Here is a 25,445-nt window from a genome sequence, read left to right as displayed (position 1 = left end):
TCCCGCAGCAGGGCTGGCCGTGCCAATAAATTGGCATCGCTCTAGAGCGATGCGATGGCCTAGGTGCGGTGGACAGAGTCACGCCCTACAAACCGCCCATTCATATCATACCATCCGCATCCTAGATATTAACTATTCGCCTCATTTTACAGCGGCGACTGGAGTTAGCCATGCTAACCGTCGCCCAAGAAACCTGCTGCAGCGCCAGCCGGGTATGGGCGAGTCGCCTCTGCTCTCGTTGACGCTCAAACCGCCCTGTCGCGCTTTTGGCCACGCCTTCACAGTTTTCGATTGTTACGTGACAACTGACGACGGCTAAGTGCGACTCTTGTCCGTAACCATTTTGAGCTTCTTGTGAAGCGGCGACGAGGGAGGCGGTTGCTGCCTGGCGTTCCGTACAGGTGAATACTGTATGGATATACAGTGCACTGGTGGAAGGAGCTCACCATGCTAACCGTCACCGCTGAATCCATTCATCCATCGCTATGGCTTGCCTCACAGCTTGCCCGAGGTAGCGCACGCACCGTTCCGACCGGGTATCCGTCGCTCGACAAGGAGCTGCCGGGCGGCGGCTGGCCGCTCAGTTGCCTGACGGAGTTGCTGCAGCGTCAACCGGATCGGCGAATTGCCCTTGTTACGCCCTGCTCTCGTTGCGCGCGCGAACCGCCCTGTCGCGTTTCTGGCGCCGCCGCACGCGCCTCAAGCGTTGGCACTCGCCAACTGGAGTGTCGCGCCCGCCCAGATTCTCTGGGTCGAAACCCGGAACACCGCTGATGCTTTGTGGGCCGCGGAGCAGATCTTGCGCACCGGGGACCTGCGGAGCGCTCGTCTTTTGGCAGTCGCACCTGCGTAACGATGCGCTTCGGCGTCTGCATCTTGCTGCCCAAGCCTCGGATGTCCTTTTCTTCGTTGTTCGTCCGACGGCCTGTGCACGCGATGCCTCGCCGGCGCCGCTGCGCCTCACGCTGGAGCCCGCATCGGACGGAATTCGTGTGCAGTTCGTTAAGCGTCGAGGCCCGCAGCAGGAATCGCCGCTTGACGTGGCGCTGCAGCCCTCCCCCGTTCAGTTGTATCGCCATGCTGCGCCTGTGGATCTGCCTACGCCTGTCGTCCCTGCCACTCGAAGTCTTTCGGCCGAACTGGTCCACTGAGCTGGCGGTTGCTGTCCTGGACAAGGAGCGCGTGCACTTGGCGTCGCCGCTGGCCATGGCGGCCGGCGTGAAACCGGCAATGCGCCGTGGCAGCGTGCAGATGATCGCACCGCAGACCATTCTCTTTGACCGCGACACTCTATGATTGCTGGGCAGTCCTACTACCGCCCGCATTCACCGTCCCTCGGCATGCGGGCTCATTTTTTTGGTAAGGCAGAACGTAGGCGAGCCGTTGGGCAGGTCGATTGCCTAGCAAGGTGCGACGGAGTCATACTGAGGGCGGGTAATGCAACCATTGCCCGATTTCTTCATGGACGTTCCGCGGCTCTCTGCTACTGGCTCGAGAGCCGCCTTTTTTCCGCGCCGATCGCCGGAGACGAGACATGGGCAGACCCCATGACGGACCCGCCGTAGTCGTCAACGGCTCGGGCGCGTGTCCTCGCTCAAGCCTGCTCGATAAGAAAGCGCTCGGGCCGCTTGCCCAGCCACGCCGGCGTCCGGCCGCGACCCGACCAGGTTTTCCCGGTCTTAGGATCCATGTACTTCGGCGGGAGCGGGGTTTTCTCCGTGCCAGCGGATGCTGCACCGGCAGGCCGGCCACGACGACGCCGAGGCGCCACATCTTCGGGCGAGAGGTTATACCGAATCATCAATTCGCGAATCTGTTCGATAACGCCCGCGACCTCAGTCGAACGCGCCTCTGCGATCTGCGCTTCCAAAGCTTCCTTTTGCTCCAGCAGTTGCTGATACGTTGCCATTTTTGCCTCCAATTTTTCGATCACCATTAACTTATACGCATTTCAAAGAAGACCTGCAAGGTATTCACTGTCTAAAGTCGGCCCCGAATGCAATTTGGCACGCTGTATTCGAACGTGGTTTCTTTGCGCGCGTCAAGGCGAAGAACATAGTGAAGGGGATGGCGTTCTGAAGTAAAGTCGGTCGCTTCTTGTACCGATTTGCTTTGTTCTCAGACTCGCAGAAACGGGGATGCCGGGTACCAGAGATTGCAGCAATGCAGCATCGCGCTAAGCCGATGGGCATCGGGTGCAGAGCCATGAATAGCTAAAGGCTTTTTTGTCTCAGGCCACACCTCCCCCTGTTTAACACATGGCGATTTGGACGGCTGGAGAGCCAATGGTCTTGTCGTGGGCCCGATTTTCTGCGTGCCTTGCTTTTGCGGCTGGACCGACTGTTTGATCTTGCGGTGGATCAAGTCACGGACGCGCGTTCTGTGTCAAATTCATGGCACAACAGTCGCTAGGGCGCCTGGGGATCCTCGGTATTTCCCCGAAGTTGCCTTCACATTGCCTTCCCTGAATAATCGCGCCCTCAGCCGCCATCACGCCGGTGCAGGGAGACGTTGTCGTCCACGAACAGAGGAGTGTCCACATGTTTTGCTTCGAGTATGGAACGAGCAATGTTTATGCGCAGCTTGGCTTTGCGGACGCCGATGAAATCCCGCTTAAGGCGGGCATTGTGAAAGACATCACCGACCGGATTCGAGGTGCCGGGCTGACGGTCTCGCAGGCTGCTACCCTTCTTGGTACATCCCAGACGGACCTTCTGTTGGCGGTCTCGGGGAAATTCCAATCCTTTCATGCAGCCGAGCTGCGAGGCTGGGTCAAGCGGTTAAGCTTGCCGTTGCAGTGTTCTTCGCAGTAAGCCGAGGACCCGCGACTAAGCCGTTGTAGCACTGGCAAAGAACGCTACTCGGTTTTTCCCTCTGAGAATGCGGTCGCACACGGGTATTGCCTCCGATCGCATCAGCCAGTTGGCAGATACGAGTTGGACGACTTTGACGGCCTTGTTTCCATTGCATTCGCAGCGCCCGGCCCTTGCCTGATACCGCTGCTGCTGCGACGCAGCATAGACCTAGCGCGCCCTCGGTGGCAAAGAAGTTTACGGTAACGGATCGGTGTGCGCATCCCCCGCGCGTCCCTCGCACCGCGGCGCTGATTGCCGTTCTCATCACTCTTCGTGGAATTCGATCCACGGACCAGCTGTCGTAGGTTCCATTTTCCGACCCCGGCAAAGGAGGCCACCATGCTAAGTCCGCACGAAATCGCTGCATTACTACTGCTCGGCGATGCACCGGATATCGATGATCTGGAACAACTGGACGGCTTGCTGGCTCACAAACTGGTCACGATGGAACACGGGCATGATAGCGACAATGCTTATCCCCGCCTGACAAGCCAAGGACATTCGATGCTCGAGGCCGTCCGAAGCATTCGGTAAGTCTTTCCGAGCTTGGTCTATCGCCGCGTTCCGGCAACGCCGTCCCTACGTACGCCCTCGCTTGTATAGGGTCGAAGGATGGCGAAAGCACAACGGCAGTGACCGTCCGGCAGTCGTCGTTGGACAGCAGCACCGTGATGGTAGACATTGTGCAGTCGGCACCAGCCGAGCTGGCCGGGCCGGGGCGAAAGGATGCTGCCGTGTCGTTATGCGCAGGTTTCGGTCTCCCACCAATAGGGGGAGCCCAGGATGGAGCGTAAATGTGATGATGTCGGTGACAGGTCTGCGAACAACCCGTCAATACTCATAGCCCTCGACCAATTGGCCGAGGGCTTTCCTCTTGTCGGCGATCGAACGCATATCGGCGAAAAGCAGGGCTTGTCTGTAGGCGGACCGGCGCGTGCGATGGCCGGGCCCATCGCGCCGACTAATGGGCCGAGATCGCCTCAAGCGACTTGCCGCGAGTCTCGATGCCGAGGCGATAGACGATAAACGATGCGGATAGGAAGCGGGCGGCGCTCAGCGGGAAAACGCCAGGCTGTCTGTCTAGCGGCAGCACCATGCCGATCAGTGTCGGGCCGACCAGCGAACAATTTCCGCCTTATTCGCCCAGCGAACGAAGGAACGTCGGTACCTTCGCGCGGCTGGTTGCCTGAACATGGGCGATGAGCGCGTAATCGACCTGCCTCACTCCGTACGTCTGAGCGATATCGTGTCGCAGTCGATGCCACAAATGACCGGTCATTTCAGCGTCGGCCATCGCTCTGTGCGCGCGCCCGGTCTTGGGCAATTGCAGCAAATCGACGAGTGTTGATAGCCTGTGATTTTGAGCGTGTGGGTAGATACGCCTGGAGGTGAGCATCGTACACGCGAAGTGCTGATTGGCTGCGATGTCCAGAAGCCCAAGCTCGGCTTGCCAAAACCTTCGGTCAAATCCGGCATTGTGGGCTACCACCGGATGTCTGCCGACAAACCGGGCCGCTTCACTCATGACCTTCGATGCGGCAGGCGCATCTGCGATCATGTCATTGGTGATTCCGGTCAGGCTTACAACCTGCGGGGGGATACGCCTTCCAGCGTTCATCAAGCTTTGATAACTGTCGACAATCTCGCCGTCGCGCAGCAAGATGACAGCAATTTCCGTGGCTCGGTCACCGAGACTTGGCGACAATCCCGTCGTTTCAAAATCCAGAACCGCGACCGTCTGCATCCTGCTTCTAAGTTGTTTGGTGCCGACGGCGAGACTCGAACTCGCACAGCTTTCGCCACTACCCCCTCAAGATAGCGTGTCTACCAATTTCACCACGTCGGCTGGGGAGAAACAATATTGCCTGGCGTCCGGGATTTCAGGGCTTCCAACTCTCGCAGAGACATTTGCCTTCGCTTAAGCCCCATACGCTCGGAAATCGTTTCAAGCTTCGCATTCTAACCTAAAATCCGCGCTCTGGTCCCGCCGCGGACGGGACCGACGGTGCTGTGCAAGAGGAAATGACTTGCGAGCGTGACGCCAATCCCAAGCACCAAATGGATTCGCCTAATCTAACAGGCTGCTGAAGTACCTCGACCCCGAGTCAGCGCATCGACAGGTCGAAACGTTGATCTGAGAACTCAACACGATTCACTCTCCGACTTCACTCTCCGACATCGCATGCGCGGCGCAGACACCTTCACCGAAAGCTTGTTCACCATGCGGCGGCTGGACGATTTCGTGCCCAAGTCCCATCCACTGCGCCCGATCCGCACCATGGTCAATCAGGCCTTGGCGAAGATGGATCGGCTGTTCGCGGGGATGTATGAGGCCGACATCAAGGGCGGTCGCCCGAGCATCGCGCCGGAGAAGCTGCTGCGAGCGATGTTGCTGCAGGTGCTCTACAGCATTCGGTCCGAGCGCCAACTTATGGAGCAGACGCAGTACAACCTGCTGTTTCGCTGGTTCATCGGGTTGTCGATGGACGACGCAGTCTGGGTGCCCACGGTATTCACCAAGAACCGCGCGCGTCTGATCCAACACGACGCGGTAATCGAATTCTTCAACGAGGTGCTGGCCCTTGCGCAGAAGAAGAACTGGCTGTCGGGCGAGCACTTCAGCGTGGACGGCACGCTGATTCAGGCGTGGGCAGGCCACAAGAGCTTTGTCCGCAAGGATGGAAGCGACGGCGACGACGATAGCGGCAACTTCAGGGGGCACCAGCGCAGCAACGAGACGCATCAATCCAGTACCGATCCAGATGCGAAGCTTTATCGCAAAGGCAAGACTGGCAGTGAACTGCGCTACATGGGGCATACGTTGAGTGACAACCGCCACGGCCTGGTGGTCAGCGCCCTGGTGAGCACCGCTGATGGACACGCCGAGCGCGAGGCTGCCAAAATCATGCTCAACGATGCCCGGCAGGTGACGGACAATCCGGACACCGAAATCACAGTGGGCGCAGACAAGGGCTACGACGCGCAGGAGTTTATTGAGGCCTGCCTGGAGATGAAGGTGACGCCGCATGTGGCGCAAAACACCTCGGGTCGGCGCTCGGCGGTTCCTGATGCCATTGCCCGCAGCGAGGGATATGCCATCTCGCAGCAAAAGCGCAAGCTGATCGAGCAAGGCTTCGGCTGGGTCAAGACGGTTGGGCGCATGCGCCAGGTGATGGTGCGCGGACTGAAGCGAGTCGACCAGATGTTCGTGCTGAGCATGGCCGCCTACAACCTCGTGCGCATGCGTTCGCTGGGACAAATCCGTCCGCAGTTGCAGTAAGCGGGCAAAGAAGGCCGGAAATGGGCGCCCAACAGCCGAAAAACTCGATTCAGGGGCGCGTAGCTTTCGGATTGTGAAATCAAGCAGTGCTTACCTGCACAGGCGGAAAGCATACCGTTTGTGCGGGGAGTACTTCAGCAGCCTGCTAAACTAAGGCCCATGCTCACGGATGATCTCTACTTGTTCATCGATGATGGCCAGGAGCTCAGCCATTGAGCCGAAGAAGCGCTGTCGTACCCGTTGAAGCGATTTTCGCTCGCTGGCCGAACGCACGAGTTCATAGCTGTCGCCCTCTTGCGAAAGTCGGATAACCCGCAACTCCTTGCTGGGCGGAACTTTCAGCCAGTACGAATACCCGTTCCTTATCCCTTTGTCCGTGCGCTCGCGGGGAATCAAATATGGCCGGGCAAGCATTATTTCGGCGTGAATCGCTTCAAAGGACATGACGCTATTCTCAAAAAGCGATATCCCTGCAGCTGTCCAGGGGCGAATGCATTCTACCGAGTCGTGCGTCGAGCGCAGTTAAGCTTCTTCTGCAATCAGAAACCGGTTCGGGTTCTTACCCAGCCAGGCGGGCGCACGGCCCCGACCCGACCAGGTTTTTCCGGTCTTGGGGTCACGATACTTCGGAGGCAGCTCGGACTTCGACTTGCTTGCACCGCTCCCCGCCGGGCGTCCGCGCCGGCGCTTGGTAATGTCCTCGACTGTCAGGTCATACTCCGCCATCAGAGTCTGGATCTGCTCGACGGCACCTGCTACTTCCTTGGCACGCACTTCTTCCAGGTGGCCTTCGAGCGCCCGCTTCTGGGCCATCAACTCCTTATATGTAGCCATACGATTCTTCCTTTCTTAGGTCTGAGAGAAGACAGTGTGAATTAAAACTGGAATGCACAACTGCCCTCACCTTATCACAGGAGTGCGTAGTCCGATCCCAAAGATCTCGAGTAGAAATATTTTTTTCTCCTGCATGCTTGCAGCAGCAATATGGGTCAACGCAGGACAAGGACTAGCGATTGGGCAGCGAGGGACGAAGGGCATCCGCTGACCTTAACTCGGCGCTCCGGCCATGCTCTGAGCCCATTCCAGTATCGGCTCGAACCGAGATGGCAGCAGTTGCTGGGCCTCCGCAAATGTCACCCAGCGAAACTCGTGGTGCTCTGGGCGCCCTAGTTCAGAGCTAATTGGTAAGCTCACCTCCCCGTTGGGGGACACCGCAAGATAGAAGCGCGCAATCTTGCCGTTCGCATAAGGTTCCGTTTCGCGATAGTCCTCCCCCCAACGAAGCTCAAGCATTGACAAGCCGGTTTCCTCCCTGGATTCCCGCATCGCGGCCGATAACGGCTGTTCGTTAGACTCTGGCATGCCTTTGGGCATGTCCCAATTTCGATATGCACGTAGGATCAGGCAGAGCCACTGACCAGCAGTAGGTCGGAGCACAACCAACCCAGCAGAATGCTTAATGAGCCTCATTGTCTGTTTCTCTCACACCCAAGCATAAATAGCGTACTCGACAACCTCGGCGACGTCATTCGAGCGACTCCAGATCAGGGACCGACAACCCTACTTCAAACCTGCCTTTTGACTGGCTACAAACGACAAATATCTGTCGGAATCGAGAACGACTACTTACGCTCGGGGCTTCGCGGCGTACCGCCAGCTCCACGCGTCGGCGCTCGCGCTGGCTAGTTTGGTCGGGGCCGACGTCGCGGCGCATCTGATGGCCGGCACGCCACTTCCAGCGCTGGTGTGCGTGCATCCTGACACGCACTGCTGGCGTTGACGTAGCTGCGCTATGTCTTCCACACGCTGCAGGCGCTTATGCAGAGAGCCGCGATTCGCATGGGTTGTGGCGGTTCTGCCATAATTCACCGCCGCGACGCGTTTTTTCAGGCGAAAAGCTACCGTGTGGCCATAGAAAAAAATTTTTGGGAGGAGAATTTCGTGATCAAGCATGGCGATATCATATTCACGCAAATAGGTTCAAGTCAAAATGCAATTTCCGCAGTAACCGAAGGCTATCGGGGTGCTCACGTCAACCACGTTGGGGTCGCATTAAAGAACAACAAAGGAACCTTTGTTCTCGAGGCGTTCCCGCCGGAAGTGAGAGTGACCAATATTGATGTTTTTCTACGGCGGTCAAATGATGCGGAAAAGAAGCCGCGCTATTTGGTTGGCCGACTGAACTCTAGTTTTTCATCACTTGTGCCCTTGGCCATTGACTACGGGCTTCAGCTACGCGACCTTCCGTACGATCAGTTCTACCTGACAGACGAAAAAGCCTTGTACTGCAGCGAACTCGTTGTCGACATGTTCAAAGCAGCAAACGGGGGAGAACCGTTCTTTGTTGAGCGACCGATGAGTTTTAGGGACAAGGTCACCGGTGAGATTTTGGAAGCGTGGACCCATTACTATCAGCAGTTTGGGATGGAAGTGCCGGATGGCGAACCGGGTTCCAATCCCGGCGACATCAGTAAAGATCCCCGCCTGGAGGTCGTTCACATAGAGGGGAAACTTACTGGCTATCATGCCTCATAGTTTTTGCTGCACCGAGACAAGCCGGGCCAAACCGGTTTCGCCGTGTCGTTTGGGCCCCGACGATATTGGGCATTCGGCGCAAAAGGGGCGCAGCAGCTTGTACGCTGGGCCGATGCCGAATTGCGGATAACGCACGTGATCAAGCCAGCGAGAGGGACGCGATAAGGCACCGTTCTCGTGCCTTATCGCGTCCAGGCAACATCGGTCTCACGTCCTTCCAGGCCCAGCGCGTTTGGGGCGACTGGTTGTAACTGCTGACAGGGGCAGCTCTCACTTACGGACGCAGAAGCCGCCAGCATCGAATGGCGGAAACCCACAACATGAGCAGTCATCCATCGCGTGATGATTGTTGCTCCGTCCTTTCCGCTCCCAGGCGCCCACTGTGTCAGCGGCGACAAATGGACTCGCGGAATACTCACCCGTCTATTCTTCAACCTCGCCCTGATGCAGCCACAAGAGCCTCGATATTTTGAAGAACTTGGTTAGGAAATCCCTCAACAGGGTTGAGAAGTCAACGGTATCTGTTTCCTCAGTGACATGGAGGAATGATCCCCTTGATAGAAGAAAGTTGCAAGCGGTGCCGACACCAGAAAGAAGCCCTCACTAGTGCCACTACCTAAATTTCTTTCCAAGGGTCGTCCACCAACTGGCTTTCACGAATCGCTACTCTCGATACCTGGACAATCGCTTGCCCAATGCCCGTTCCAATAGGTCTGGGAGCCAGCAAACGTCGGAATTAAATCAGATAGATCTCCGAAGCCAGCGCATCCGGGATGAGATCATTTGGATCGGGACGCGTCGACCGATAAGGGAAAAATTTAAGGAAATATGTTCCTGGCCTTGATAGTTCGTCCACGGTTTGCAGGTCGACATTTGTCCACATACCAACCATATCGGCAAATCGAGAAGCCTTGAACTCTCTATATCGAATTCCGGACACTGCGCGTCCGCTGGAATCAAATACGCAAACAACGACGTTGATAACACAAAATAGTTTCTGATTTTGCCTTGGTTCGAATTCAGTGACATATTTCGCAGCAGCGTCCAGTCTGAACAATTCTAAAGACTGAACCGGAATGCCAATTTTCGCCATGACGCCTCCGCACATTGTTTTTCTAACAAAGTAGTTCATTGGGAGTGCACTGACGAGATCCAGTTTTTGCTATGTCCAGAGGCTCTCCTTATGGGAAGACCCGGGTGCTCTTCGCCCGCGAGGGGCAGACCATCCATCTCCGGAGGAGAACCCTGTAGTGGTCTAATTTCCTCGGACAGGTCGATAGGAGGACAATCCGGAATCGACGAGGAAAGAGCTAGATGACAAGAAGGCGCCGACAATTTGACGCCAGCTTCAAGCTGGAAGTGGTACGGATGGTACGAGACCAGGGATTATCGGTCAGCGAAGTCTGCCGGTCGATGGAACTTGGTGAGACGGCCGTTCGCCGCTGGGTGGCGCAATACGACGCCGAGCGCGCCGGCGGCCCGGGCGAGGGCAAACCGCTGACGGCCGAACAGCAGCGCATTCGGCAGCTCGAAGCGGAGAACCGACAACTGCGCGAGGACAATGCGCTGTTAAAAAAAGCGTCGGCCTTCTTTGCACGAGAACTGAAGTGAGTTATCGCGTGGTAACTCACTTGCAACAGGAGGCCGTATCGGTCAGTAATGCCTGCCGGGTTTTGCAGGTGAGCCGCTCTGGCTACTATGCGCACCGGCGTGCCAAGCCGAGCGCAAAGAGCCTGCAGGAACAGACCCACGTCAAGGCAGCGTTTGCTGCCAGTGGTGCGAACTACGGCAGCCGGCGCGTGATGCATGCGCTGAGGGCACAAGGACTACGTATTGGCCGCTATCGGGTCCGCACGCTGATGCGCGAAACGGGATTGCGCGCGAGATGGAAGCGCAAGTTCGTCTCGACGACCGACAGCAGGCATACGCTACCTGTGGCAGAGAACGTGCTCGACCGGCAGTTTGACGTGGCCGAGCCCAATCGCGCGTGGGTTTCGGACATCACGTATAGTACGCCCAGCCAGCGTAGCCCGCCCGTTTGGGGGTGAAGCTGCTTGAGCATGTTTGGAATGCAGACCCGGTGGAGTTGACATTGCAGTACCGGGGCATGCCCTTCCTCTGCTGCGAGGGGAAGTGAGCCGAAGCGGCGGTGACCTGCTGACACTGGCAGGGTGACGTAGTCCGTGGGAAACGGGGCTTGCGGCGAAGCGGTTACGCCAAGATGAGTCTCTAGGCTGAGCATGGGACGGTTGAGGAACACGAACCTGTTGAAACGCATCTGAGGGTTGAAATGTCACCCCTGCCCACACCGCTTTATGGGCAGGACGCGGGCTGCTGCCGGGCATACATATGGCCCGGGGGCACGAGTACTGACTGGACATGTATGCCGGACAGATGGAACCACGGGGAGCGCGCAGCTAGATCGTGGTGTCCGCGACGACTTGCGGCAAGCAAGGATAAAAGACTGCGACAGGCAACCTCGCCCATGCGTTGAGTCCAGCATGTGAACTGGGGAAGGTTTGCACAGATGCCAAGGGAGTGTGCCCCCGATGATGTGCAAACTGGCGGAGCCTCCGTAGTAGTCCGAGGTCGGGAAAGCCGGCCGCATGGCGAAGGGAGGCAGTTGAAGTGGTTTGTTGAGTTGATTAACTGACCGTAGTGAGGTGAAGACCTTTGATAATCAGTGAAATGCAAAGCAAACTGGCGACATGGTCGACGGAGAACAAAGAGCGCAAGTTCGATCGACTCCTGAGGCTGATTGCCAATAGGGATTGGCTGAGTGAAGCGGCTCGTATTACGCTGGCATCCAGCGGAGCGCGCACGCCGGGTGTAGACGGGGTCGACAAGGACATGATGGAAGCGAATCTCCAGCATGAACTGGCGACAATACGCGACGAACTGTTGGAGGGCTCATATTGTCCGCTGCCTGCAAGACGCGTGTACATACCGAAAGCAAACGGAAAACTCAGACCTCTCGGCATACCGACGGTGATCTCATAATGCACCTCTCACAGTTGAGTGTGGGAATGTTGCCCCCGAAGATGCCCTGAAGTGCGCACCCAGTCCCGCAGTTGCTGTTCCTTGACGGGATCCAGCGTGATCCACCATGGGCCCCGCCCGTCGAGCTTACGAGCGTGGACCACCTGGCGCTCAATCCAGTAATACACGACGTGTGGACTGATGCCTAGTCGGTGAGCGAGTTGCTGGACCGTGAGTTCGTCGGGCCGCATGAAGTTGGTCGCCGCAATCCCGTACCGGTAGCGGATCCATTTGACCATGGAGAGCGTGAACGATTTGCCAGTTGGGCTGCGCAGGCCTTCCTGATTAAGGTGCGCAACGATTTGTGGCTCGGACAAATGTTGCGACAGTTTGCGCACGTGCTCGACGGTTGCAGTGGGATAGCGCACCGCGTCGGCGACCGGCTTGGGCAAAGTCACGGTGGTGTCGGTACATTTGCCTCCCTGCCAACGCACGTGTAGGACCACCTGTCTGGTTGCGGGCAGTTTCTCGACCGTAATGTCCCGGATGAGCAGTCGCAGCATGCGCTTGCGATCCTTCGCCGGGGTCGCCGGAGCACGCCAGAGGCGCGGCAGATTGTGCGCCAGTGCGAGGATCTGGGCCTTCTGTTCGGGTGTGGCAACGCGCGCCTTCTGGCTCTGGAACTGGGCGGCTTCCGTCTTGATCGCTTCGAGGCGAAGCATCGCGTCATTCCAGCGCCGCTCGAGGGTGCCCGTGACCAGACGGTTGGCGGGATCGCATTCCTGATAGCGACGCTCGGCAAGAGCGACTTCATACTCGGCGCGTTCGATGCGCATATGCCACTGACGCATGATGGCGTGATCCCGCTGCTCGAGTTCGTTCAGGGCGGTCACGGCGAGTTCGAATTCGGCTGGCCGCAGGGCCGCGAGCATTGCTTCGCCGATCGCGTTGTCGAGCAGGTCGCTGCGCACGCTCATGCAATCTCTGGTCGCTAAACCCTGGCGGCGCTGCGCATTGCACAAGTACATTGGGTAGATGCCACCGTTACCCTGGTAGCGCACGGTCAGCGCCCGACCGCAGCAGCCACATAGCAGCAGCCCCTGAAGCAGCGCCAATCCTTCACGCGCCGCACCGCTGAGCACGGTACCTTCGCCGTTGGTTCGGTTGCGCGCCAGGCGTGCCTGGTTGCGCTCGAATTGCTCCGGGGTGATATACCCTTCGTGATGGTCGGGCAGATGGACACGCCAGTCCGCCTTGGGTACCGGCTGCACGCGCTTTTGGACCTCTCCCTGTGGCGTGATGCGTTGCCGGTACTGGTACCGTCCAAAGACATAAATGCCCGCATACGAAGGATTCTTGATCAGGCCGATCACGCGCTCATGGCTCAGGCGCCCCCAGATGAGCCGGCCCGCCCAAGCGCCGCCATAGGCGCGCTTGGGAAAGCGCAAGCCACCTTCGGCAAAGCGCTTGACGACCGCGTATGCGCTGCCGGTCTCTCGAAAGAGATGAAACACCAACTGCACGGCGCCGCGTACCTCGTCATCGGGGTCCAGGACGATGCGGCCGTCGTCGTCATAGCACAAGCCGACTGGCAGTGGAAAGCGCAACTCACCCTTCTGCGCCTTGTTGAGCTTGCCGCCTTGGAGGCGCCCGCGCAAAAAGTGCAATTCGGCCTGTGCCATCGTGCCTTTGAGGCCCAGCAGCAGGCCGTCGTTGAAGTCGCCCGGGTCGTAGCACCCATCGGCGTCGACGACCAAGGTACCGGTGAGCGCGCACAACTCGAGCAGGCGATGCCAGTCCAGATTCGAGCGCGCCAGGCGCGAGACCTCCAGCGCAAACACGGCGCCCACGTGCCCCATCGAGACATCCGCCACCAGCGTCTTGAAATCCTCGCGGCCCGTCATCTGCGCGCCTGACTGACCGAGGTCCCGATCCAGGATCCGGATCGACGTTTGTGGCCAGCCCAATGCCAGCGCCTTGTCGCGCAACGCATACTGGCGCTCCGTGCTCTCCTGATGGTGTCGCACTTGGGCCAGCGTCGATTGGCGGATATAGATGTACGCCGGCTTGCTCTGATGTTGGGGGGTGATCTTGGTGTTCATCGACGGCCTCCTCGGTCAACTCCAGCGCGGGCTCTGCGGTGAGCCAGGCTTCGAGCATGTTGGCGATGAGTACGCCGGCCGATTGCAGGTCGATGGAGTCGGTGAGCGACAGCGGCCACTGGCTCACCGACGCCCCTTATAGCGCCTCGCGGCGGCGTAATAGTTCGCGATTGATCTCGCAGATCTCCTCGATGATCTCGCGGACACGGTGATAGCTCGCCAGGCGTTCGGTGACGTCGGCGAAATCGGCTTGTGGCACGTAGTCCATTTGTGGTCGGCGCCCGGGAAAACTCACCGACAAGTAGTACTTGGGGCCATGACCTGGGCCATCGGCGCACTTGCAGCCAGGCTTGCCACAGCGCTTGTAGCGTTCGATGAGCGAGCCCCGCAAGAGCGTGTCCAACGCCGGCATTTGCTTGAGCAATTGCGCGCGACGCCTGCGTAATGTTGACGACGGAATATCTTCCATTGGCGGACCACGTTAAAAACTGGTCTGATAGTAGGGCAATGAAATGCATTGATCAAGCTCCTTTGGTTGATGACTTCTTGGAGGACGAAGCGGCAAGCTGATCGATCAACGCGATCAGCTCCAGCAGCATGCCCAGATCGAAGCGAGACACAGGGATCTCGCAATCGTCTTCGACAGCAGGCGCGCCCCAGTCGGTCCATTCGCGGGCAATGCTGAAGCTGCCGCGCTCGACATGACCCAGCAGCAATGTGTCGACGCCCGCCACCCGGCGCGTCTTCAGGACCGGATAACGCTGGCCCCGGAGCGGATGAAACGGATGGCGGATCTCAGCCCATCCCAAATGCTCGTTGAGCGCTTGTGCAGTTCGCGCTGACCGTCCCGAGCCTGCGGGATCGGATCGTGCAACGGGCAATGTTGATGGCGATGGAGCCGATATGGGAGAGCGATTTCCACCCGGCTTCATATGGCTTTAGGCCTGCCCGTAGCGTACATCACGCGATTCGCGCGGTGAAGCTCCAGCTACAAGACAGCGGTGAACAAAGTACTGCGGGACGTTGGGTTATCGAGGGCGACCTCGCCAGCTACTTTGATACGGTTCATCATCGGCTGCTCATGAAGGGGATTCGCAAGCGGATTGCCGATCAGCGCTTTCTTGCCCTGCTCTGGAAGTTCATCAAGGCGGGTTGTGTTGATCGCGAGCTGTTTCGTGCTGCAAGCGAAGGCGTTCCTCAGGGCGGTGTCATCTCGCCTCTCTTATCCAACATCATGTTGCATGAGTTCGATGCGTGGATGGAACGGAACTACCTGAACAAGAAAGTGCGGAAGGATCGGTGGGCGTGGAACTTCGCAATTCTCAAACAGCGACCCATTGCTGTTCGAGAAAGCCGGCAGTGGAAGCCAGCAGTGTCCTACTGTCGATACGCGGACGACTTTGTGATCGTGGTCAAGGGAACCCGTGAACATGCTGAGGCAGTACGCGAAGCGTGCCGTGGGTTCCTTGAAGGCGACCTGAAGCTCACGCTAAATATGGAGAAAACCCATATCACGCATGTGAACGACGGCTTTGTCTTCCTCGGTCACCGGATTATTCGCAAGCGTGGGCCACGCGGCCGCATGCGGCCTGTGACGACCATACCGTGGGAGAAGTATCGAGGCTTTGCCGGGAGGCTCGTAAAGCAATTGTCGGGCAACTACGGCATGAACAGGATGGACCTGATGGAAAGCCTGAATCGGCAGATCGCTGGCTGGGCTGCCTTCTATCAATACACCGACTATACGGCCACCATGTTCAAGAAAATAGACCGAACGGTCTTCTGGAAACTCGGATACTGGCTCGCGCGCAAGTACCGGCGCGGGTTCAGGTCGCTGATGCGCGACTGCATCCGGGCGCCGGAACCGGGACAGGCTACAACATGGGTGTTACAAGGCCAGAACAGTCGGGGGTGGTATGGGGTGGTGGCGCTTCGACGTCTCGTTACCAGTCGCAAAGGTCGTTTTACTTGGCGGACCCTGACAGAAAATCCGTTTATCCTGCGCGATGAGACACGCCGTACCATCGAGTCGCGCTACCCCGATGTCGCCTTTGCTATGAGCAACACTTGAACGGAGAGCCGGATGCGCTGAGAGGCGCAAGTCCGGTTCGGAGAGGAGAGACAGGGAAATAGTCCGACTACGCCCTGTCTCTTACTCTACTCCGCACGGCGCAGGGCTGGTTGTATCTGGCGGTCGTGCTGGACCTGTACTCGCGTCGTGTGGTTGGCTGGTCGATGGCTCCCACCATGCCGGCCGGACTGGTCATGTCGGCACTGACCATGGCGTTGCAGCAGCGCCGGCCAGAGCCGGGACTGGTCCTGCATTCCGACCGGGGCAGCCAGTACGCGAGCGATGAATACCAGGCGTTGCTCAAGCAGCATCACGTGGTTTGCAGCATGAGCCGCAAGGGAAATTGCTGGGACAATTCGGTGATGGAACGGTTCTTCCTGAACCTCAAGATGGAACGCGTGTGGCAGCGGCAGTACGCCAACCACGATGAGGCACGGCGCGACATCAACCAGTACATCATCGCTTTCTACAATCCGGTGCGCTTGCACTCCACTTTGGGCTATCTGTCGCCCGCCGCCTACGAGACGGAAACGACAGTGAAAGAACCTATCTGCCTGTCCGAAATAACTTGACCACTACACCCCAACGCTTTGCTGCTTAGTCAGCCCCCGATTTGGCGCGGTCTCGCTGCCCAACAGTTGGCGAACGGGCCCGAGGCAGAGCGCGAAGCCATCGCTCAACGTGCGATCGCAACTGGTCATTGAGCACGACCGTCCGGATTTGTAGCAAGTTCTGCGCGTGCCGAGGCCGCCAGGCCATCTGCTGCCGTTTGACGAACCTCTTGCTCACCACCTGGTTGATGGCCAACTCAACGAACCCCGATGCAATGGGCTCCCCGTGCCGATATCGGTCACCGTAGTTCACGATGCAGTGCCGGTTGTTGTCCAGGTAGACGATGAACTCCTCGAGCTTGCCGATGAGCTTGGCCTCTTCGGGGCTGGCCTCAGCGTCCAGATCCCAGCCCAGGCTTTCCAATCGGCGCAACGCCGGATAGGGGCAGCCGTGCCACAGGTGCCACTTTGCGCTATGCAGTGCCTTGATCAATACCGCGTTGCTGGGGCCGTGCCGGCCCTTGCATGGACCTGTCGCTTTCCATTGCGGTCGGCTCGAGCGTCCAGGGGGCGCTGTTCGTCTCGCCGGTGCTGGCATGCCATTTCCTCGGTCCGGCGCCGATGGACCTCGCGTTCCGTCCGGCCCTTGTGCTGATTGTCATCTTGTCAGTGCCAGTCACGGCGCAAATGGCGAGCGATGGGCACGCCGACTGGTTCAAGGGCGCGCAGTTGCTGGTCGTCTATCTTGCCCTTGCCCTCACCTTTTTCTTCCTCCCGAGCTAGGAACAAATGACCGCATCGCTGCATGTTGCCCCCTTCGTCCAACGTTCTCCAGGTGTCCGACAAGGGTCGGCTAGAGACCTTCTTCGCGGATGATCGGCGGTTCATGATTGACCCGGGCGTTCGGCGGAAAGAGTCCGCCGAAGACCGAATGCGACAAGATCAAGGCAACCCTGGCCAAGGCGCCGGGCACAAAGCGGCAGCGGCTCTCAACCGGCTGGACCTGGAGCGGGCCATCGCGGCTTCAACCGCCCCCCTGAGCGGGACTCTGCCCCTTCCTGCCAGCGCCACCGCCCGACGGGACCACCCATCAAAAAGATCAATACCCAGCACAAAACGCACGGCCGTACCGACATTTATTTGGCTGGCGCTGCGACTCTTCAAAACCGGCTGGACAGTTGGTATTCGTGCGCCCCGGCGACACCGGGCCCTCCTGATATATTACATATCTGATAGGATTGGCGTGACGATCGACGTAGGCCACCGGTGAGCGATTCAGGGAACGTCGCCGGTTGAAACCGAGTACAGCCGAACATGACAACTACGATTATTTATACCCACACCGCGTGTCTCGAGCACCGCCCCGGGCCGCACCATCCGGAGTCGCCCGAACGCCTGAGAGCCGTCGTGCGGGCGTTGCGAACGCCGGAGTTCGCTTCGCTGGAATGGCGCAATGCGCCAATGGGCACCGTCGAGCAGTTGCAATTGATCCACGATTCGTACTACATCGACGAGATCGCGCAAAGCGCCCCCACCCAGGGATACGTGCCGCTGGACGCGGGCGATACGGTCATGTCGCCGGGCTCGTGGGAAGCCGTCATGCGCTGCGTCGGCGCTGCTTGCGCGGGTGTCGATGCGGTGATGGACGGCCAGGCGCGTAACGTGTTCTGCGCGACGCGGCCGTGCGGCCATCACGCTGAACCGGCGAAGGCGATGGGCTTTTGCATTTTCAACCAGGCGGCGATCGCGGCAGCCTACGCCTATGAGGTCCACAAACTCGAGCGCGTCGCTGTGGTGGATTTCGATGTGCATCACGGCAATGGAACCCAGGCAGCATTCTTCGACCGCCCGGAGCTGTTCTATGCATCCAGCCACCAGTCGCCTTTCTATCCCGGTACCGGAGCCCGGTCCGAGACAGGGGTGAACCACAATATCGTCAACGTTCCGTTGCCTCGCGGCTGTGAGCCGGCGCAGTTTCGTGCCGCGATTTCCGCCCTCGTGCTTCCCTCGCTAAGGGCGTTCGCCCCCGAAATCCTCATTGTCTCCGCGGGATTCGACGCGCACCGCCTGGATCCCCTCGCTGGCATGAACCTGGAGGACAGCGACTTCCATTGGATCACCAAGGAACTGATGCAGATTGCCGACGAGACGTGCGACGGCCGCATCGTATCAATCCTGGAAGGGGGCTATAGCCTTGACGCATTGGCCACGAGTGCGATGGCTCATGTCAGCGCTCTGATGCAGCTCGATGCCGAGTGAACAGACAGCGGCGCGACCGCGTTCAGCGCCGATAGTACGTCGTCGCGCATGACGGTTGCCCCGGAACTCTTCATGACACTGTCCAGCGTTGCACGCACGCTCGCAGGCGCGCTCTCCAGGCGGCTCTCGACCGGTCCTCACCCAGGCGCTGGGGGAACATGCCATCAGTAAGAACTGCGCCCACATTCACAGCTCAGCCGACCAGCCCCGACGCACCGTGGGCAAGTGCCGGGATTCCCCTGGAAGTCGCGGACGAAGCCGGCACCATCGCAACGGTCGCAGACGCGTCTACCGCTGTTATGGCAGCGCGTGCAATACATGCGCGTGTCGCCGCCTCCGCGGCCGGTACTACGTCTTCCGAGGCGTCGGGTGACCCATCGACCAACAATAACAATAATGATCCCAACCGTGAAGGCCGCCCTCAAACTGCTGTTGGTCACCACGCTGCCGGAGTGGTGGTGCACATCGGTCTTGACCCAGTTGTCGATCTGCGGCTTGGTGATCTTGTGCGTGTGATCGGCCACGGTGCTGATCTGGTCCGGCGGCCAGCCGCAGTCGCTGACGTCCTGCATGTCCACGCCGCGCGGATCGCCTTCGGATACCTTCACGTCGATCAGCAGGTTGTGGCCGTGGCCGCCGGCCGGGTCGGTCTCGGTGGCGGAAGCGGTGTGGTTGTGGGTGAGCACGATCGAGGTGTCGTTGATCGTCACGCTGGCGGTGTGGCTGTGCTTGCCCAGTTCCGTGTAGTAGAGCGAGCTGAACCTGCGCGCGCGCAGATACAGCGTGACTTCGCTCGGATAGCCGCCATCGACGTGGAAGTACAGGACCTTCGGGTTGACCGAGTCGATGTCCTTCTCGCCTTCGAGACTCAGGGAGCGCACCTGCTGCGGTTTGACCTCAAGCCGCGCAGAGCAATTCGAAGTTGCAGGACGGCGATAGCCGGCCGAGGATCGGATGCCATTGGCCCATTCTAGGTGGCTCATTGTCCTCTCAGAAACCTCAAGGTCGTTTGCCCCCGTTTTGGCGCGGTCTCCTCTTAGACAGGCGGCGTGATGCCTGCATGCCGCCTCAGAACGCGAGCGCCAGCATCCCGGCACCCCAGACGAGCAAAGCGACGCCCGTTGCGTAGCCGAGCCAGTGCCCCGCAGGGACAGTCTTTTCGCACAGTACGAACAGCGCGAGTCCCGCAATCCAATAGAGGTTCATCACGCCGCCGAAGAACATTAGCCCCATCAGGAACCAGCAGCAGCCGACGCAGAAAGCGCCGTGCAAAAGACCCATGCGGAGCGCCCCGCGGGCGCCGCACCGCCAACGGGTACTAAGGAATGCAAGCGGCGATCGGCAGTGGCGAAGACAGGCATGCTTGATCGGGGTGAGCTGGTAAACGCCGGCGGCGAGCAGCAGGAAACCGCTGAAGATCGTGTTGGTGGCGACGAGCGTCGGTGAAAGGATACCGGTCCGCTGGAACCCCCACTGCAGGATCACCGCGATCAAGCTGAAGCCAGCCCAGGCGGCAAGATAGCCCATTGCGAATATGCTTGTCGGGACATAGGGACGCCTGGTGTCGCGCTGCTTGCGATTGACCGTAGCAAACAAAAGGATCATCGGCGCCGCGCTGGGCAGCATCATCGCCACCATCATAACGCACCACATGAAGAACATCAGGACTGCATAGCCGGGCGTCCACACTGCAGGCGCCACCATCGCCATGCCGGACATGCCCCCGTCGCACATGCCCGTTGCTATCCCGCGCTGCGACATGCGGGTCACCTCGAACGGCGACATGCCCATGCCGGCGCCGGCCAGCAGATACGCCCACGACAGAGCGATAACCGCAGTAAGCGCGGTAACGACGACCAAGCGATCGCGCCTGACCGCTGCCTCAAGTGTGGCGTCGATGGGTACCGTTCTCACTTTGCCCCCCGATCATGTTCGCCGAATTCCGAATATGGCTTGTCTGCGCCACCTCGACAACGGTCCCTTCCGGAACGTCAGGTATCAAGCCATGCCGTGAGCCTTGATCTTTCGCGGACCAGCCCATCCTGATTGAAGTGGTGAACGCAAAAATGCGCCCATGAATCCTCGAACGCCATCTCCATGTCACCTGTCACCGAGGTCGTCCCTTGCCCGATCTCCGCGTAGGTAAACTCGAAACTGCCGCTAGGCCGTGCCAACGCAATGTGGAACGGTTGACCAGTAAACTCGTTGATTATTGGTCTGCCGCTGCTCCTCATGATGCCTGGTATATCAACTTTTGCGGTTCTGAGTTCCAAGTTTGCCTCGAGATCTATCGGTAGGAACAATGTCTCGCAAAATTCTGAGCATGTGGTTGCGAATACGGAGAAATGATTGCTCAATGGTTCGCATGCGCCGCCCGAGATAATTGCTTCCAGTGCTACCCGTTGAGCTTTATCTGCACGTTCGTCGATAACGATCTGGCGTTTCCCGTTTCCGTCCTTGATCTCGCCAGGCCACTTGTACAGCGCCGCCCAATTCAGCCCCGCCAGCGGCGTGTCGTTGAAATGGCCTTCAATGATTTTACCGACGAAGGCAGACTGACAATAGCCGTGGGTGCTCGGCAAGTTGAACTGGCAACCGCAATTCACAGCGCAATTGCAGTTGTCATAAGTTTCACTCTTGAAAAGCCATCGATTACTCATTTCGTCTGCCCCCCTGACTGGATGAAAGGCATGATTCTCAGTGCCCATTTGCTGGAGCGATGTTCTGATTCAGGTGGAAGAGGTTGTCCGGATCATACGTCGCCTTCACTGCCGCAAGCCACTGGTAGTTGGCGCCATAGTTTGCGGGCGCACGGTGATCGTCGTCGCTGGACATGAAGTTGACGTAGCCCCCATCGCCGCCCGAGTGGGGATGAATAGCGGCGGCGTTCTGGTAATCGCTCGCGGTGACCTGCCGGCCATCGGCGAGAACGACATCGACCGCCAGCAGGTTGTCGATGGAGAGACTGACGCCGCGGGTCAGGTAGCCGATGCCGCCGCCCAGCGTCAGGCCACCAACCCCGGTCGTCGAGATGCGGCCCCGTACCGCTTCGGTCAATGCCTTGATCGTGTCGCTCATGGGGCGCTCCTCTGCATCCGCGTCACCAAGGATGCGCGAAGGATAGGCCCTGGGGCGTTCCAAAAGCGTTCCCTCTCAACCGGGCTCGCGCAGAAGGCTGGAGGCTGCCCGGAACGCCGGGAGATCATGACCCGACGGGATATTCTTGATGAGGTCCCCAAGTCGCTCACGCAGTGTCTGATCGGGAAATCGCCTGGCGAAGGCGTGGAGCGCCCTAAGCTCTAGCCAGCCCGCCTCTTGCGCGCTGGCAGTCTCAATGGCGCTGCGCAGAGAAGCGGCAGCGGCTTCGGTTTCCCCGCTGCGATAAGCCAGCTCACCGTCGACTCGCCACAGCTCGGCCTCGAGATAGCGCTGGTTCCACCTGTGTGACAACGAGAGCCCCTCGCGTGTGGCGGCTCGTCCCTGACGGAACTCGCCGACCATGCCGCGAGCCCGGGCGAGAAGAAGGAGTGTGTAGGTCAGGTGCAAGGTCTCCCCTTCGGTACGCGAGCGCCCCACCGACCGCACGATTTTCTCAATGCCGCCAGCCGATCCCGCGCAGACCTCCTGCCAGCCCCGAAGGGCTTCCACGACGACCATGAGGTAGCGCTCCGAAAGACGCTTCCATAAAAGGTCGGCGGCCGCGAGGAGCTCGGCGAGGCGCGCGAGATCTTCGGATTCGCCCGCTAGAATTGCCGCGTAAGTGATGACGTACGCCAACGTCATCAGATGATCGAGAGCCACGGCGATCTCAAGTGCAGATCGAGCTGTGTCGCCGGCTCTGCCGGCATCTCCGGCCCACAGCTCGACGAGGGCCAGCCGTACGAGGCAAACCGCCTTCGGGTCCTGGGCGTACAACGCTAGATGCTCGTCGCGATGGGATACGTCGTAGGCTTCGATAGCGCCATCGAGATAGTGACGTGCTCTGGCCAGATCGCCCCGCCAGAACGCGCTCACGCCGAGAAGATACCGGCCCTCTGTCCTGGCGACCGGATCATGACTCTCATGCTCGAGAAGGGCACGAGCGAGTTCATCGCAATCGTCGAAGCGGCAGCCCTGCAGCCGGGCGAGGCCGAGACCACGGAGGATCGGCGGCACCACCGGTCTGTGAAGTTTGCGGCAAAGCGAAAGGGCTCGCTCGTAGAGTTGGTGCGCCCCCTTGGAGCCGTAACCGTCGAGGGCAACAAGCGGGGGTCCGAGGGCGATCCGGATTTCGAGTTCGAGTGCATCGCGGTCGCGTGACGGTGGCAGGTCGGCGAGCAGTGCGAGTGCTCGCTGAAACATGGTGACCGCTTCTTCGAGGGCCGACACGGCCACCGCTCGGCCCCCCGCCACGCGGTAGGCGTCGATGGCCAGTTCGACCATGCCGGCCTGGTCGTAGTGTGCGGCCAGTTGCGGGCTGGCCGCGTCGATATCGCCGTGAAGCTCGACCGCAATCGCCTCGGCGACAGCCCGGTGGAGTTGGCGTCGACGCGCTGGGCCGACCATCTCCAGCGCGACCGCCCGAAGCTTGTCGTGACTGAAATCGTATGTGAACCCCTGATCGCGGATGATCCGTCGACGCCAGAGTTCATCGACGTGATCAATGAGCTCGTGCTCGTCGATCCCAGTGGCCGAGACCATCAGACCGACTGAGAAAGGCCGACCGATAACGGCCGCCACTTCGGCTAGTTGTCGAGCGCCGTCAGTTAGTTGGCCCAGTCGGGCGCGCAGCACCGCCCGCATCGTCTGCGTGAGCACTGCTTGACTTCCATCAGAGGAGATCCCTGCTCGAAGAGCCTCAATGACAAAGAGTGGATTGCCTTCGGTCTCGCTCCAGAGACGTGCCGCCAGTTTCGCATCAATCGTATCCTCAGCGCGTAGCCGAGCAGCGAGCGTCGCAGTGGTGGCTTCGGCGAGTCGGTCGAGTGGCACGGTGGTCACTGCCTGGTCGTGGCCCAAGGCGTCGACGAGTCCAACGAGGGGATGATGCTGTGGGATCTCCTCCCAGCGGACAGTACCGACGATGAGGACCGGTGCCGTCTGTCCGGAACGGACAACGAAACCGATCAACTCGATGGTCTCGGCGTCACACCACTGGAGATCGTCGATGATCAGCAAGCGCGGGCGATTGTCCGCGACAATGGCTCGGCTCACAGCATCGAACAGCCGATGCCGCTGGGCCAGGTCGCCCGACTGGCTCCGTTCAGATGGCTGGGAAACGTGGCGGAGTTCGGGCAGCAGACGAGCAAGCTCAGCCCTCCAGACCATGCCCAGCGTGTCGATGTGGCTTCTAATAGCATCAGATCGGAGTAGGTCGACGACGGGACCCCATGGCAATCTGCCCGCTGCCTCATATGCACGAGCCGATGCCACCACGTGTCCCTCTGCTCGGACACGGTGGCCGAGTTCCAGTGCGAGACGGGATTTTCCGATCCCCGGTTCCCCGGTCACCAACACGAGATGTGCCCCCCTCTCCCGTACTGTGTTCCAAGCCTCGATGAGCTGGTTCCATTCAAGTTCGCGGCCGACGAAAGACGATTCGGCGACAGGTAGGTCCTTGCCCTGCACTTCGTTGCGGTTGAGTGTGCCAGCCCGGAGCTGTTGGTACATGGTTCGGAGCGCCTCGCCTGGTGCCACCGCGAGGTCGCGCTCGAGCACCTCCGCGTACCGGTGGTAGGAGCGCAGCGCCGCGGCTCTATCGCCAAGCGCGAGATGTGCTTCTATCTGAATTCGAGCGGCCGCTTCGTCGGTCGGCTCCAGTTCGATAATGCGTTGGGTATGCTTGATCGCGGCTTTGTGGTCGTCGCGCCTCGCAGCCTCTTCAGTCAGCCGCATCAGGGCCCCATACGCCTCAGCTCGAAGTTTCGCTCGCTCATCCAGGACCCATTCGTCATAACAAGCCGGGAGGAGATCGCCCGAATAGAGGCGTGCGGCGAGCTCGAAATCACCGGTCGCGATGGCCTCCTGGAACCTGAGCACGTCGACCTCGCTCGGCCCACTCGGAATCCACCGGACAGTCTCGTTGTCGATCTCGACGAACTCACTGATGTCGGGAAGGGAATGACGAAAATCGTGGAGCAGCTTTCTGAGGTTCGTGCGCGCCTGACATTCGTCGGAGTCGGGCCAGAGCTCGAACGCGAGTCGTGAGCGGTGCTGCGGGTTTCTCTGTAACGCGATCAACCCCAGAAACCGTTGCAAGCGAAGAGAGTTGAAGGCGCGAAGAGGCCGGCCGTCCAAGATTATCTCGACTGCACCAAGAAGGCGGACCTGTAACCGCGTCGACCGTTCGCCACCGGCCCCGCTCGTGTCACTCGGCATTTGGCTCCTCTGGCTGCGGTCCAACTGTCGATAACAAGCCGATCAGCAGCTTGATAAGTGTCGACTCCGATTTCCGGGCCGGATCCGCGGGATTGTGCTGTGCTGTTCACATCCCGCCTGCCTAAGTATTCATTGTAGGTCCATTCCCGCGACCGTTGCCGGGTCGGGCCAAGGATCCAGCCCATTGCGTCGGCGGTGGCCACCGCGGCTTCCGCTACTGCGATGTGGCAGCTGCTGCTTCAGCTACGCAATCAGCCCCACGACTGCCCGCTCATAAGACTCGGTGGAAGCGGCTGCGCGGGGCAGAACGTAGTCGCCCTGGCGCACAGCCAGGATTGTCGTGGCGACTAGATAGCGATAGCGGCAAGGCTTACCCCCGCTTGACGAGCCAAGGACATTCCATGTTCGAAGCCCTGCGAAGCATTTGATAGGGCTCTGCCCGCCAGGGCTGCGCGA

General features: G+C 59.5%; 22 protein-coding genes, 1 tRNA gene and 7 pseudogenes. 13 read left to right on the top strand and 17 right to left on the bottom strand.

From position 1 onward, the window contains the following. Window positions 1-447: 447 nt before the first annotated feature. Window positions 448-1,151 (top strand): annotated as a pseudogene (imuA, locus tag AC10V3_RS38325) (translesion DNA synthesis-associated protein ImuA). Further along, window positions 1,078-1,296 carry a hypothetical protein gene (locus AC10V3_RS38320; protein WP_022540232.1) on the top strand — a complete coding sequence of 73 codons (219 nt, stop codon included), beginning with the start codon at window positions 1,078-1,080 and terminating at the stop codon, window positions 1,294-1,296. Before imuA ends, AC10V3_RS38320 begins: the two are co-directional and overlap by 74 nt. A 298-nt stretch (window positions 1,297-1,594) precedes the next feature. Here AC10V3_RS38320 and AC10V3_RS38315 read toward each other — a convergent pair whose 3' ends face one another. Next, entirely contained in the window at window positions 1,595-1,909 is a 315-nt protein-coding gene (locus AC10V3_RS38315; RefSeq protein ID WP_022540231.1) for an H-NS histone family protein, read from the bottom strand. A gap of 631 nt (window positions 1,910-2,540) precedes the next feature. On the opposite strand from AC10V3_RS38315, the gene AC10V3_RS38310 reads away from it, so the two are divergent. Beyond that, window positions 2,541-2,813, top strand: coding sequence for an XRE family transcriptional regulator (locus AC10V3_RS38310; protein WP_022540230.1), 273 nt, complete (start codon window positions 2,541-2,543; stop codon window positions 2,811-2,813). A gap of 381 nt (window positions 2,814-3,194) precedes the next feature. Next, complete coding sequence (locus AC10V3_RS38305; protein ID WP_022540229.1) at window positions 3,195-3,389, top strand: hypothetical protein; 195 nt, start codon at window positions 3,195-3,197, stop codon at window positions 3,387-3,389. Window positions 3,390-3,990: 601 nt separating this feature from the next. On the opposite strand, the gene AC10V3_RS38300 is transcribed toward AC10V3_RS38305, so the two are convergent. Continuing rightward, a complete protein-coding gene (locus AC10V3_RS38300) occupies window positions 3,991-4,599 on the bottom strand; it encodes a 3'-5' exonuclease (RefSeq protein WP_022540227.1) in 609 nt (202 codons plus the stop codon). A 17-nt stretch (window positions 4,600-4,616) separates the two neighbouring features. Next, window positions 4,617-4,701 (bottom strand) — tRNA-Leu (locus AC10V3_RS38295). 336 nt (window positions 4,702-5,037) lie between these two features. On the opposite strand from AC10V3_RS38295, the gene AC10V3_RS38290 reads away from it, so the two are divergent. Further along, window positions 5,038-6,135, top strand: a complete 1,098-nt coding sequence (locus AC10V3_RS38290) for an IS5 family transposase (protein ID WP_374063806.1) — start codon at window positions 5,038-5,040, stop codon at window positions 6,133-6,135. A 150-nt stretch (window positions 6,136-6,285) separates the two neighbouring features. Here AC10V3_RS38290 and AC10V3_RS38285 read toward each other — a convergent pair whose 3' ends face one another. The 3 genes from AC10V3_RS38285 to AC10V3_RS38275 form a co-directional block, all read right to left on the bottom strand. After that, window positions 6,286-6,579, bottom strand: coding sequence for a hypothetical protein (locus AC10V3_RS38285; protein WP_022540225.1), 294 nt, complete (start codon window positions 6,577-6,579; stop codon window positions 6,286-6,288). A 78-nt stretch (window positions 6,580-6,657) separates the two neighbouring features. Continuing rightward, window positions 6,658-6,969: an H-NS histone family protein gene (locus AC10V3_RS38280; protein ID WP_022540224.1), complete on the bottom strand. Its 312-nt coding sequence runs from the start codon at window positions 6,967-6,969 to the stop codon at window positions 6,658-6,660. Window positions 6,970-7,182: 213 nt separating this feature from the next. After that, window positions 7,183-7,605 carry an NUDIX domain-containing protein gene (locus AC10V3_RS38275; RefSeq protein ID WP_022540223.1) on the bottom strand — a complete coding sequence of 141 codons (423 nt, stop codon included), beginning with the start codon at window positions 7,603-7,605 and terminating at the stop codon, window positions 7,183-7,185. Window positions 7,606-7,953: 348 nt separating this feature from the next. Between AC10V3_RS38275 and AC10V3_RS38270 the strand changes: the two genes are divergently transcribed. Further along, window positions 7,954-8,670: a YiiX/YebB-like N1pC/P60 family cysteine hydrolase gene (locus AC10V3_RS38270; RefSeq protein WP_349605039.1), complete on the top strand. Its 717-nt coding sequence runs from the start codon at window positions 7,954-7,956 to the stop codon at window positions 8,668-8,670. A 736-nt stretch (window positions 8,671-9,406) separates the two neighbouring features. On the opposite strand, the gene AC10V3_RS38265 is transcribed toward AC10V3_RS38270, so the two are convergent. Continuing rightward, window positions 9,407-9,763, bottom strand: coding sequence for a hypothetical protein (locus tag AC10V3_RS38265; RefSeq protein ID WP_349605038.1), 357 nt, complete (start codon window positions 9,761-9,763; stop codon window positions 9,407-9,409). 221 nt (window positions 9,764-9,984) lie between these two features. Here AC10V3_RS38265 and AC10V3_RS38260 point away from each other — a divergent pair, with 221 nt between their 5' ends. The 3 genes and pseudogenes from AC10V3_RS38260 to AC10V3_RS38250 form a co-directional block, all read left to right on the top strand. Further along, window positions 9,985-10,281, top strand: a complete 297-nt coding sequence (locus tag AC10V3_RS38260) for an IS3 family transposase (RefSeq protein WP_022538307.1) — start codon at window positions 9,985-9,987, stop codon at window positions 10,279-10,281. Between the two features lie 74 nt (window positions 10,282-10,355). After that, window positions 10,356-10,679: pseudogene (locus AC10V3_RS38255) on the top strand (IS3 family transposase); the annotation flags it as partial. 679 nt (window positions 10,680-11,358) lie between these two features. Next, window positions 11,359-11,661, top strand: a pseudogene (locus AC10V3_RS38250) (group II intron reverse transcriptase/maturase); the annotation flags it as partial. Window positions 11,662-11,678: 17 nt separating this feature from the next. Here AC10V3_RS38250 and AC10V3_RS38245 read toward each other — a convergent pair. The 3 genes from AC10V3_RS38245 to AC10V3_RS38235 all read right to left on the bottom strand — a co-directional run bounded on the left by AC10V3_RS38245 (window position 11,679) and on the right by AC10V3_RS38235 (window position 14,560). Further along, window positions 11,679-13,751 carry a recombinase family protein gene (locus tag AC10V3_RS38245; protein WP_490924334.1) on the bottom strand — a complete coding sequence of 691 codons (2,073 nt, stop codon included), beginning with the start codon at window positions 13,749-13,751 and terminating at the stop codon, window positions 11,679-11,681. 136 nt (window positions 13,752-13,887) lie between these two features. Next, window positions 13,888-14,220: a DUF6788 family protein gene (locus AC10V3_RS38240; protein ID WP_349609875.1), complete on the bottom strand. Its 333-nt coding sequence runs from the start codon at window positions 14,218-14,220 to the stop codon at window positions 13,888-13,890. A gap of 52 nt (window positions 14,221-14,272) precedes the next feature. Further along, window positions 14,273-14,560 (bottom strand): DUF5372 family protein, encoded by a 288-nt coding sequence (locus AC10V3_RS38235; protein ID WP_035828052.1) that lies wholly within the window; start codon window positions 14,558-14,560, stop codon window positions 14,273-14,275. Between the two features lie 29 nt (window positions 14,561-14,589). On the opposite strand from AC10V3_RS38235, the pseudogene AC10V3_RS38230 reads away from it, so the two are divergent. Together AC10V3_RS38230 and AC10V3_RS38225 are read left to right on the top strand one after the other, a co-directional pair. Further along, a pseudogene (locus AC10V3_RS38230) lies at window positions 14,590-15,822 on the top strand (reverse transcriptase domain-containing protein); the annotation flags it as partial. Between the two features lie 68 nt (window positions 15,823-15,890). Continuing rightward, a pseudogene (locus AC10V3_RS38225) lies at window positions 15,891-16,394 on the top strand (IS3 family transposase); the annotation flags it as partial. 25 nt (window positions 16,395-16,419) lie between these two features. On the opposite strand, the pseudogene AC10V3_RS38220 reads toward AC10V3_RS38225, so the two are convergent. Then, window positions 16,420-16,869: pseudogene (locus AC10V3_RS38220) on the bottom strand (ISKra4 family transposase); the annotation flags it as partial. A 29-nt stretch (window positions 16,870-16,898) separates the two neighbouring features. On the opposite strand from AC10V3_RS38220, the gene AC10V3_RS38215 reads away from it, so the two are divergent. Then, entirely contained in the window at window positions 16,899-17,156 is a 258-nt protein-coding gene (locus tag AC10V3_RS38215) for a calcium:cation antiporter family protein (RefSeq protein ID WP_022540220.1), read from the top strand. Between the two features lie 531 nt (window positions 17,157-17,687). Beyond that, window positions 17,688-18,632, top strand: a complete 945-nt coding sequence (locus AC10V3_RS38210) for a histone deacetylase family protein (protein ID WP_022540218.1) — start codon at window positions 17,688-17,690, stop codon at window positions 18,630-18,632. A gap of 164 nt (window positions 18,633-18,796) precedes the next feature. Here AC10V3_RS38210 and AC10V3_RS38205 read toward each other — a convergent pair whose 3' ends face one another. The 6 genes and pseudogenes from AC10V3_RS38205 to AC10V3_RS38180 all read right to left on the bottom strand — a co-directional run bounded on the left by AC10V3_RS38205 (window position 18,797) and on the right by AC10V3_RS38180 (window position 24,908). Further along, on the bottom strand, window positions 18,797-19,615 hold the full coding sequence (locus AC10V3_RS38205; RefSeq protein WP_022540217.1) for a DnaJ-like cysteine-rich domain-containing protein: 819 nt from the start codon (window positions 19,613-19,615) through the stop codon (window positions 18,797-18,799). An 85-nt stretch (window positions 19,616-19,700) separates the two neighbouring features. Next, on the bottom strand, window positions 19,701-20,492 hold the full coding sequence (locus tag AC10V3_RS38200) for a DUF2182 domain-containing protein (protein WP_349608307.1): 792 nt from the start codon (window positions 20,490-20,492) through the stop codon (window positions 19,701-19,703). A 131-nt stretch (window positions 20,493-20,623) separates the two neighbouring features. After that, complete coding sequence (locus tag AC10V3_RS38195; RefSeq protein ID WP_349608305.1) at window positions 20,624-21,292, bottom strand: DUF1326 domain-containing protein; 669 nt, start codon at window positions 21,290-21,292, stop codon at window positions 20,624-20,626. 37 nt (window positions 21,293-21,329) lie between these two features. Then, window positions 21,330-21,467, bottom strand: a complete 138-nt coding sequence (locus AC10V3_RS38190) for a BBE domain-containing protein (protein ID WP_490924682.1) — start codon at window positions 21,465-21,467, stop codon at window positions 21,330-21,332. A 47-nt stretch (window positions 21,468-21,514) separates the two neighbouring features. Beyond that, window positions 21,515-21,671: pseudogene (locus AC10V3_RS38185) on the bottom strand (FAD-binding protein); the annotation flags it as partial. A 114-nt stretch (window positions 21,672-21,785) separates the two neighbouring features. Beyond that, a complete protein-coding gene (locus tag AC10V3_RS38180) occupies window positions 21,786-24,908 on the bottom strand; it encodes an ATP-binding protein (protein ID WP_349608303.1) in 3,123 nt (1,040 codons plus the stop codon). Window positions 24,909-25,445 lie beyond the last annotated feature (537 nt).

The sequence above is a fragment of the Cupriavidus sp. PB-02 genome (assembly GCF_058252315.1).
This window is presented reverse-complemented; position numbering and strand designations above follow the sequence as displayed.

Excerpts from the sequence above, each read along its gene's own strand:
- AC10V3_RS38205 (WP_022540217.1), bottom strand. The coding sequence starts at position 19,615 with ATGAGCCACCTAGAATGGGCCAATGGCATCCGATCCTCGGCCGGCTAT.
- AC10V3_RS38280 (WP_022540224.1), bottom strand. The coding sequence starts at position 6,969 with ATGGCTACATATAAGGAGTTGATGGCCCAGAAGCGGGCGCTCGAAGGC.
- AC10V3_RS38300 (WP_022540227.1), bottom strand. The coding sequence starts at position 4,599 with ATGCAGACGGTCGCGGTTCTGGATTTTGAAACGACGGGATTGTCGCCA.
- AC10V3_RS38210 (WP_022540218.1), top strand. The coding sequence starts at position 17,688 with ATGACAACTACGATTATTTATACCCACACCGCGTGTCTCGAGCACCGC.
- AC10V3_RS38245 (WP_490924334.1), bottom strand. The coding sequence starts at position 13,751 with ATGAACACCAAGATCACCCCCCAACATCAGAGCAAGCCGGCGTACATC.
- AC10V3_RS38275 (WP_022540223.1), bottom strand. The coding sequence starts at position 7,605 with ATGAGGCTCATTAAGCATTCTGCTGGGTTGGTTGTGCTCCGACCTACT.
- AC10V3_RS38310 (WP_022540230.1), top strand. The coding sequence starts at position 2,541 with ATGTTTTGCTTCGAGTATGGAACGAGCAATGTTTATGCGCAGCTTGGC.
- AC10V3_RS38305 (WP_022540229.1), top strand. The coding sequence starts at position 3,195 with ATGCTAAGTCCGCACGAAATCGCTGCATTACTACTGCTCGGCGATGCA.
- AC10V3_RS38190 (WP_490924682.1), bottom strand. The coding sequence starts at position 21,467 with ATGTCCAGCGACGACGATCACCGTGCGCCCGCAAACTATGGCGCCAAC.
- AC10V3_RS38320 (WP_022540232.1), top strand. The coding sequence starts at position 1,078 with ATGCTGCGCCTGTGGATCTGCCTACGCCTGTCGTCCCTGCCACTCGAA.
- AC10V3_RS38315 (WP_022540231.1), bottom strand. The coding sequence starts at position 1,909 with ATGGCAACGTATCAGCAACTGCTGGAGCAAAAGGAAGCTTTGGAAGCG.
- AC10V3_RS38285 (WP_022540225.1), bottom strand. The coding sequence starts at position 6,579 with ATGTCCTTTGAAGCGATTCACGCCGAAATAATGCTTGCCCGGCCATAT.
- AC10V3_RS38260 (WP_022538307.1), top strand. The coding sequence starts at position 9,985 with ATGACAAGAAGGCGCCGACAATTTGACGCCAGCTTCAAGCTGGAAGTG.
- AC10V3_RS38290 (WP_374063806.1), top strand. The coding sequence starts at position 5,038 with ATGCGCGGCGCAGACACCTTCACCGAAAGCTTGTTCACCATGCGGCGG.
- AC10V3_RS38265 (WP_349605038.1), bottom strand. The coding sequence starts at position 9,763 with ATGGCGAAAATTGGCATTCCGGTTCAGTCTTTAGAATTGTTCAGACTG.
- AC10V3_RS38195 (WP_349608305.1), bottom strand. The coding sequence starts at position 21,292 with ATGAGTAATCGATGGCTTTTCAAGAGTGAAACTTATGACAACTGCAAT.
- AC10V3_RS38215 (WP_022540220.1), top strand. The coding sequence starts at position 16,899 with ATGGACCTGTCGCTTTCCATTGCGGTCGGCTCGAGCGTCCAGGGGGCG.
- AC10V3_RS38270 (WP_349605039.1), top strand. The coding sequence starts at position 7,954 with ATGCAGAGAGCCGCGATTCGCATGGGTTGTGGCGGTTCTGCCATAATT.
- AC10V3_RS38240 (WP_349609875.1), bottom strand. The coding sequence starts at position 14,220 with ATGGAAGATATTCCGTCGTCAACATTACGCAGGCGTCGCGCGCAATTG.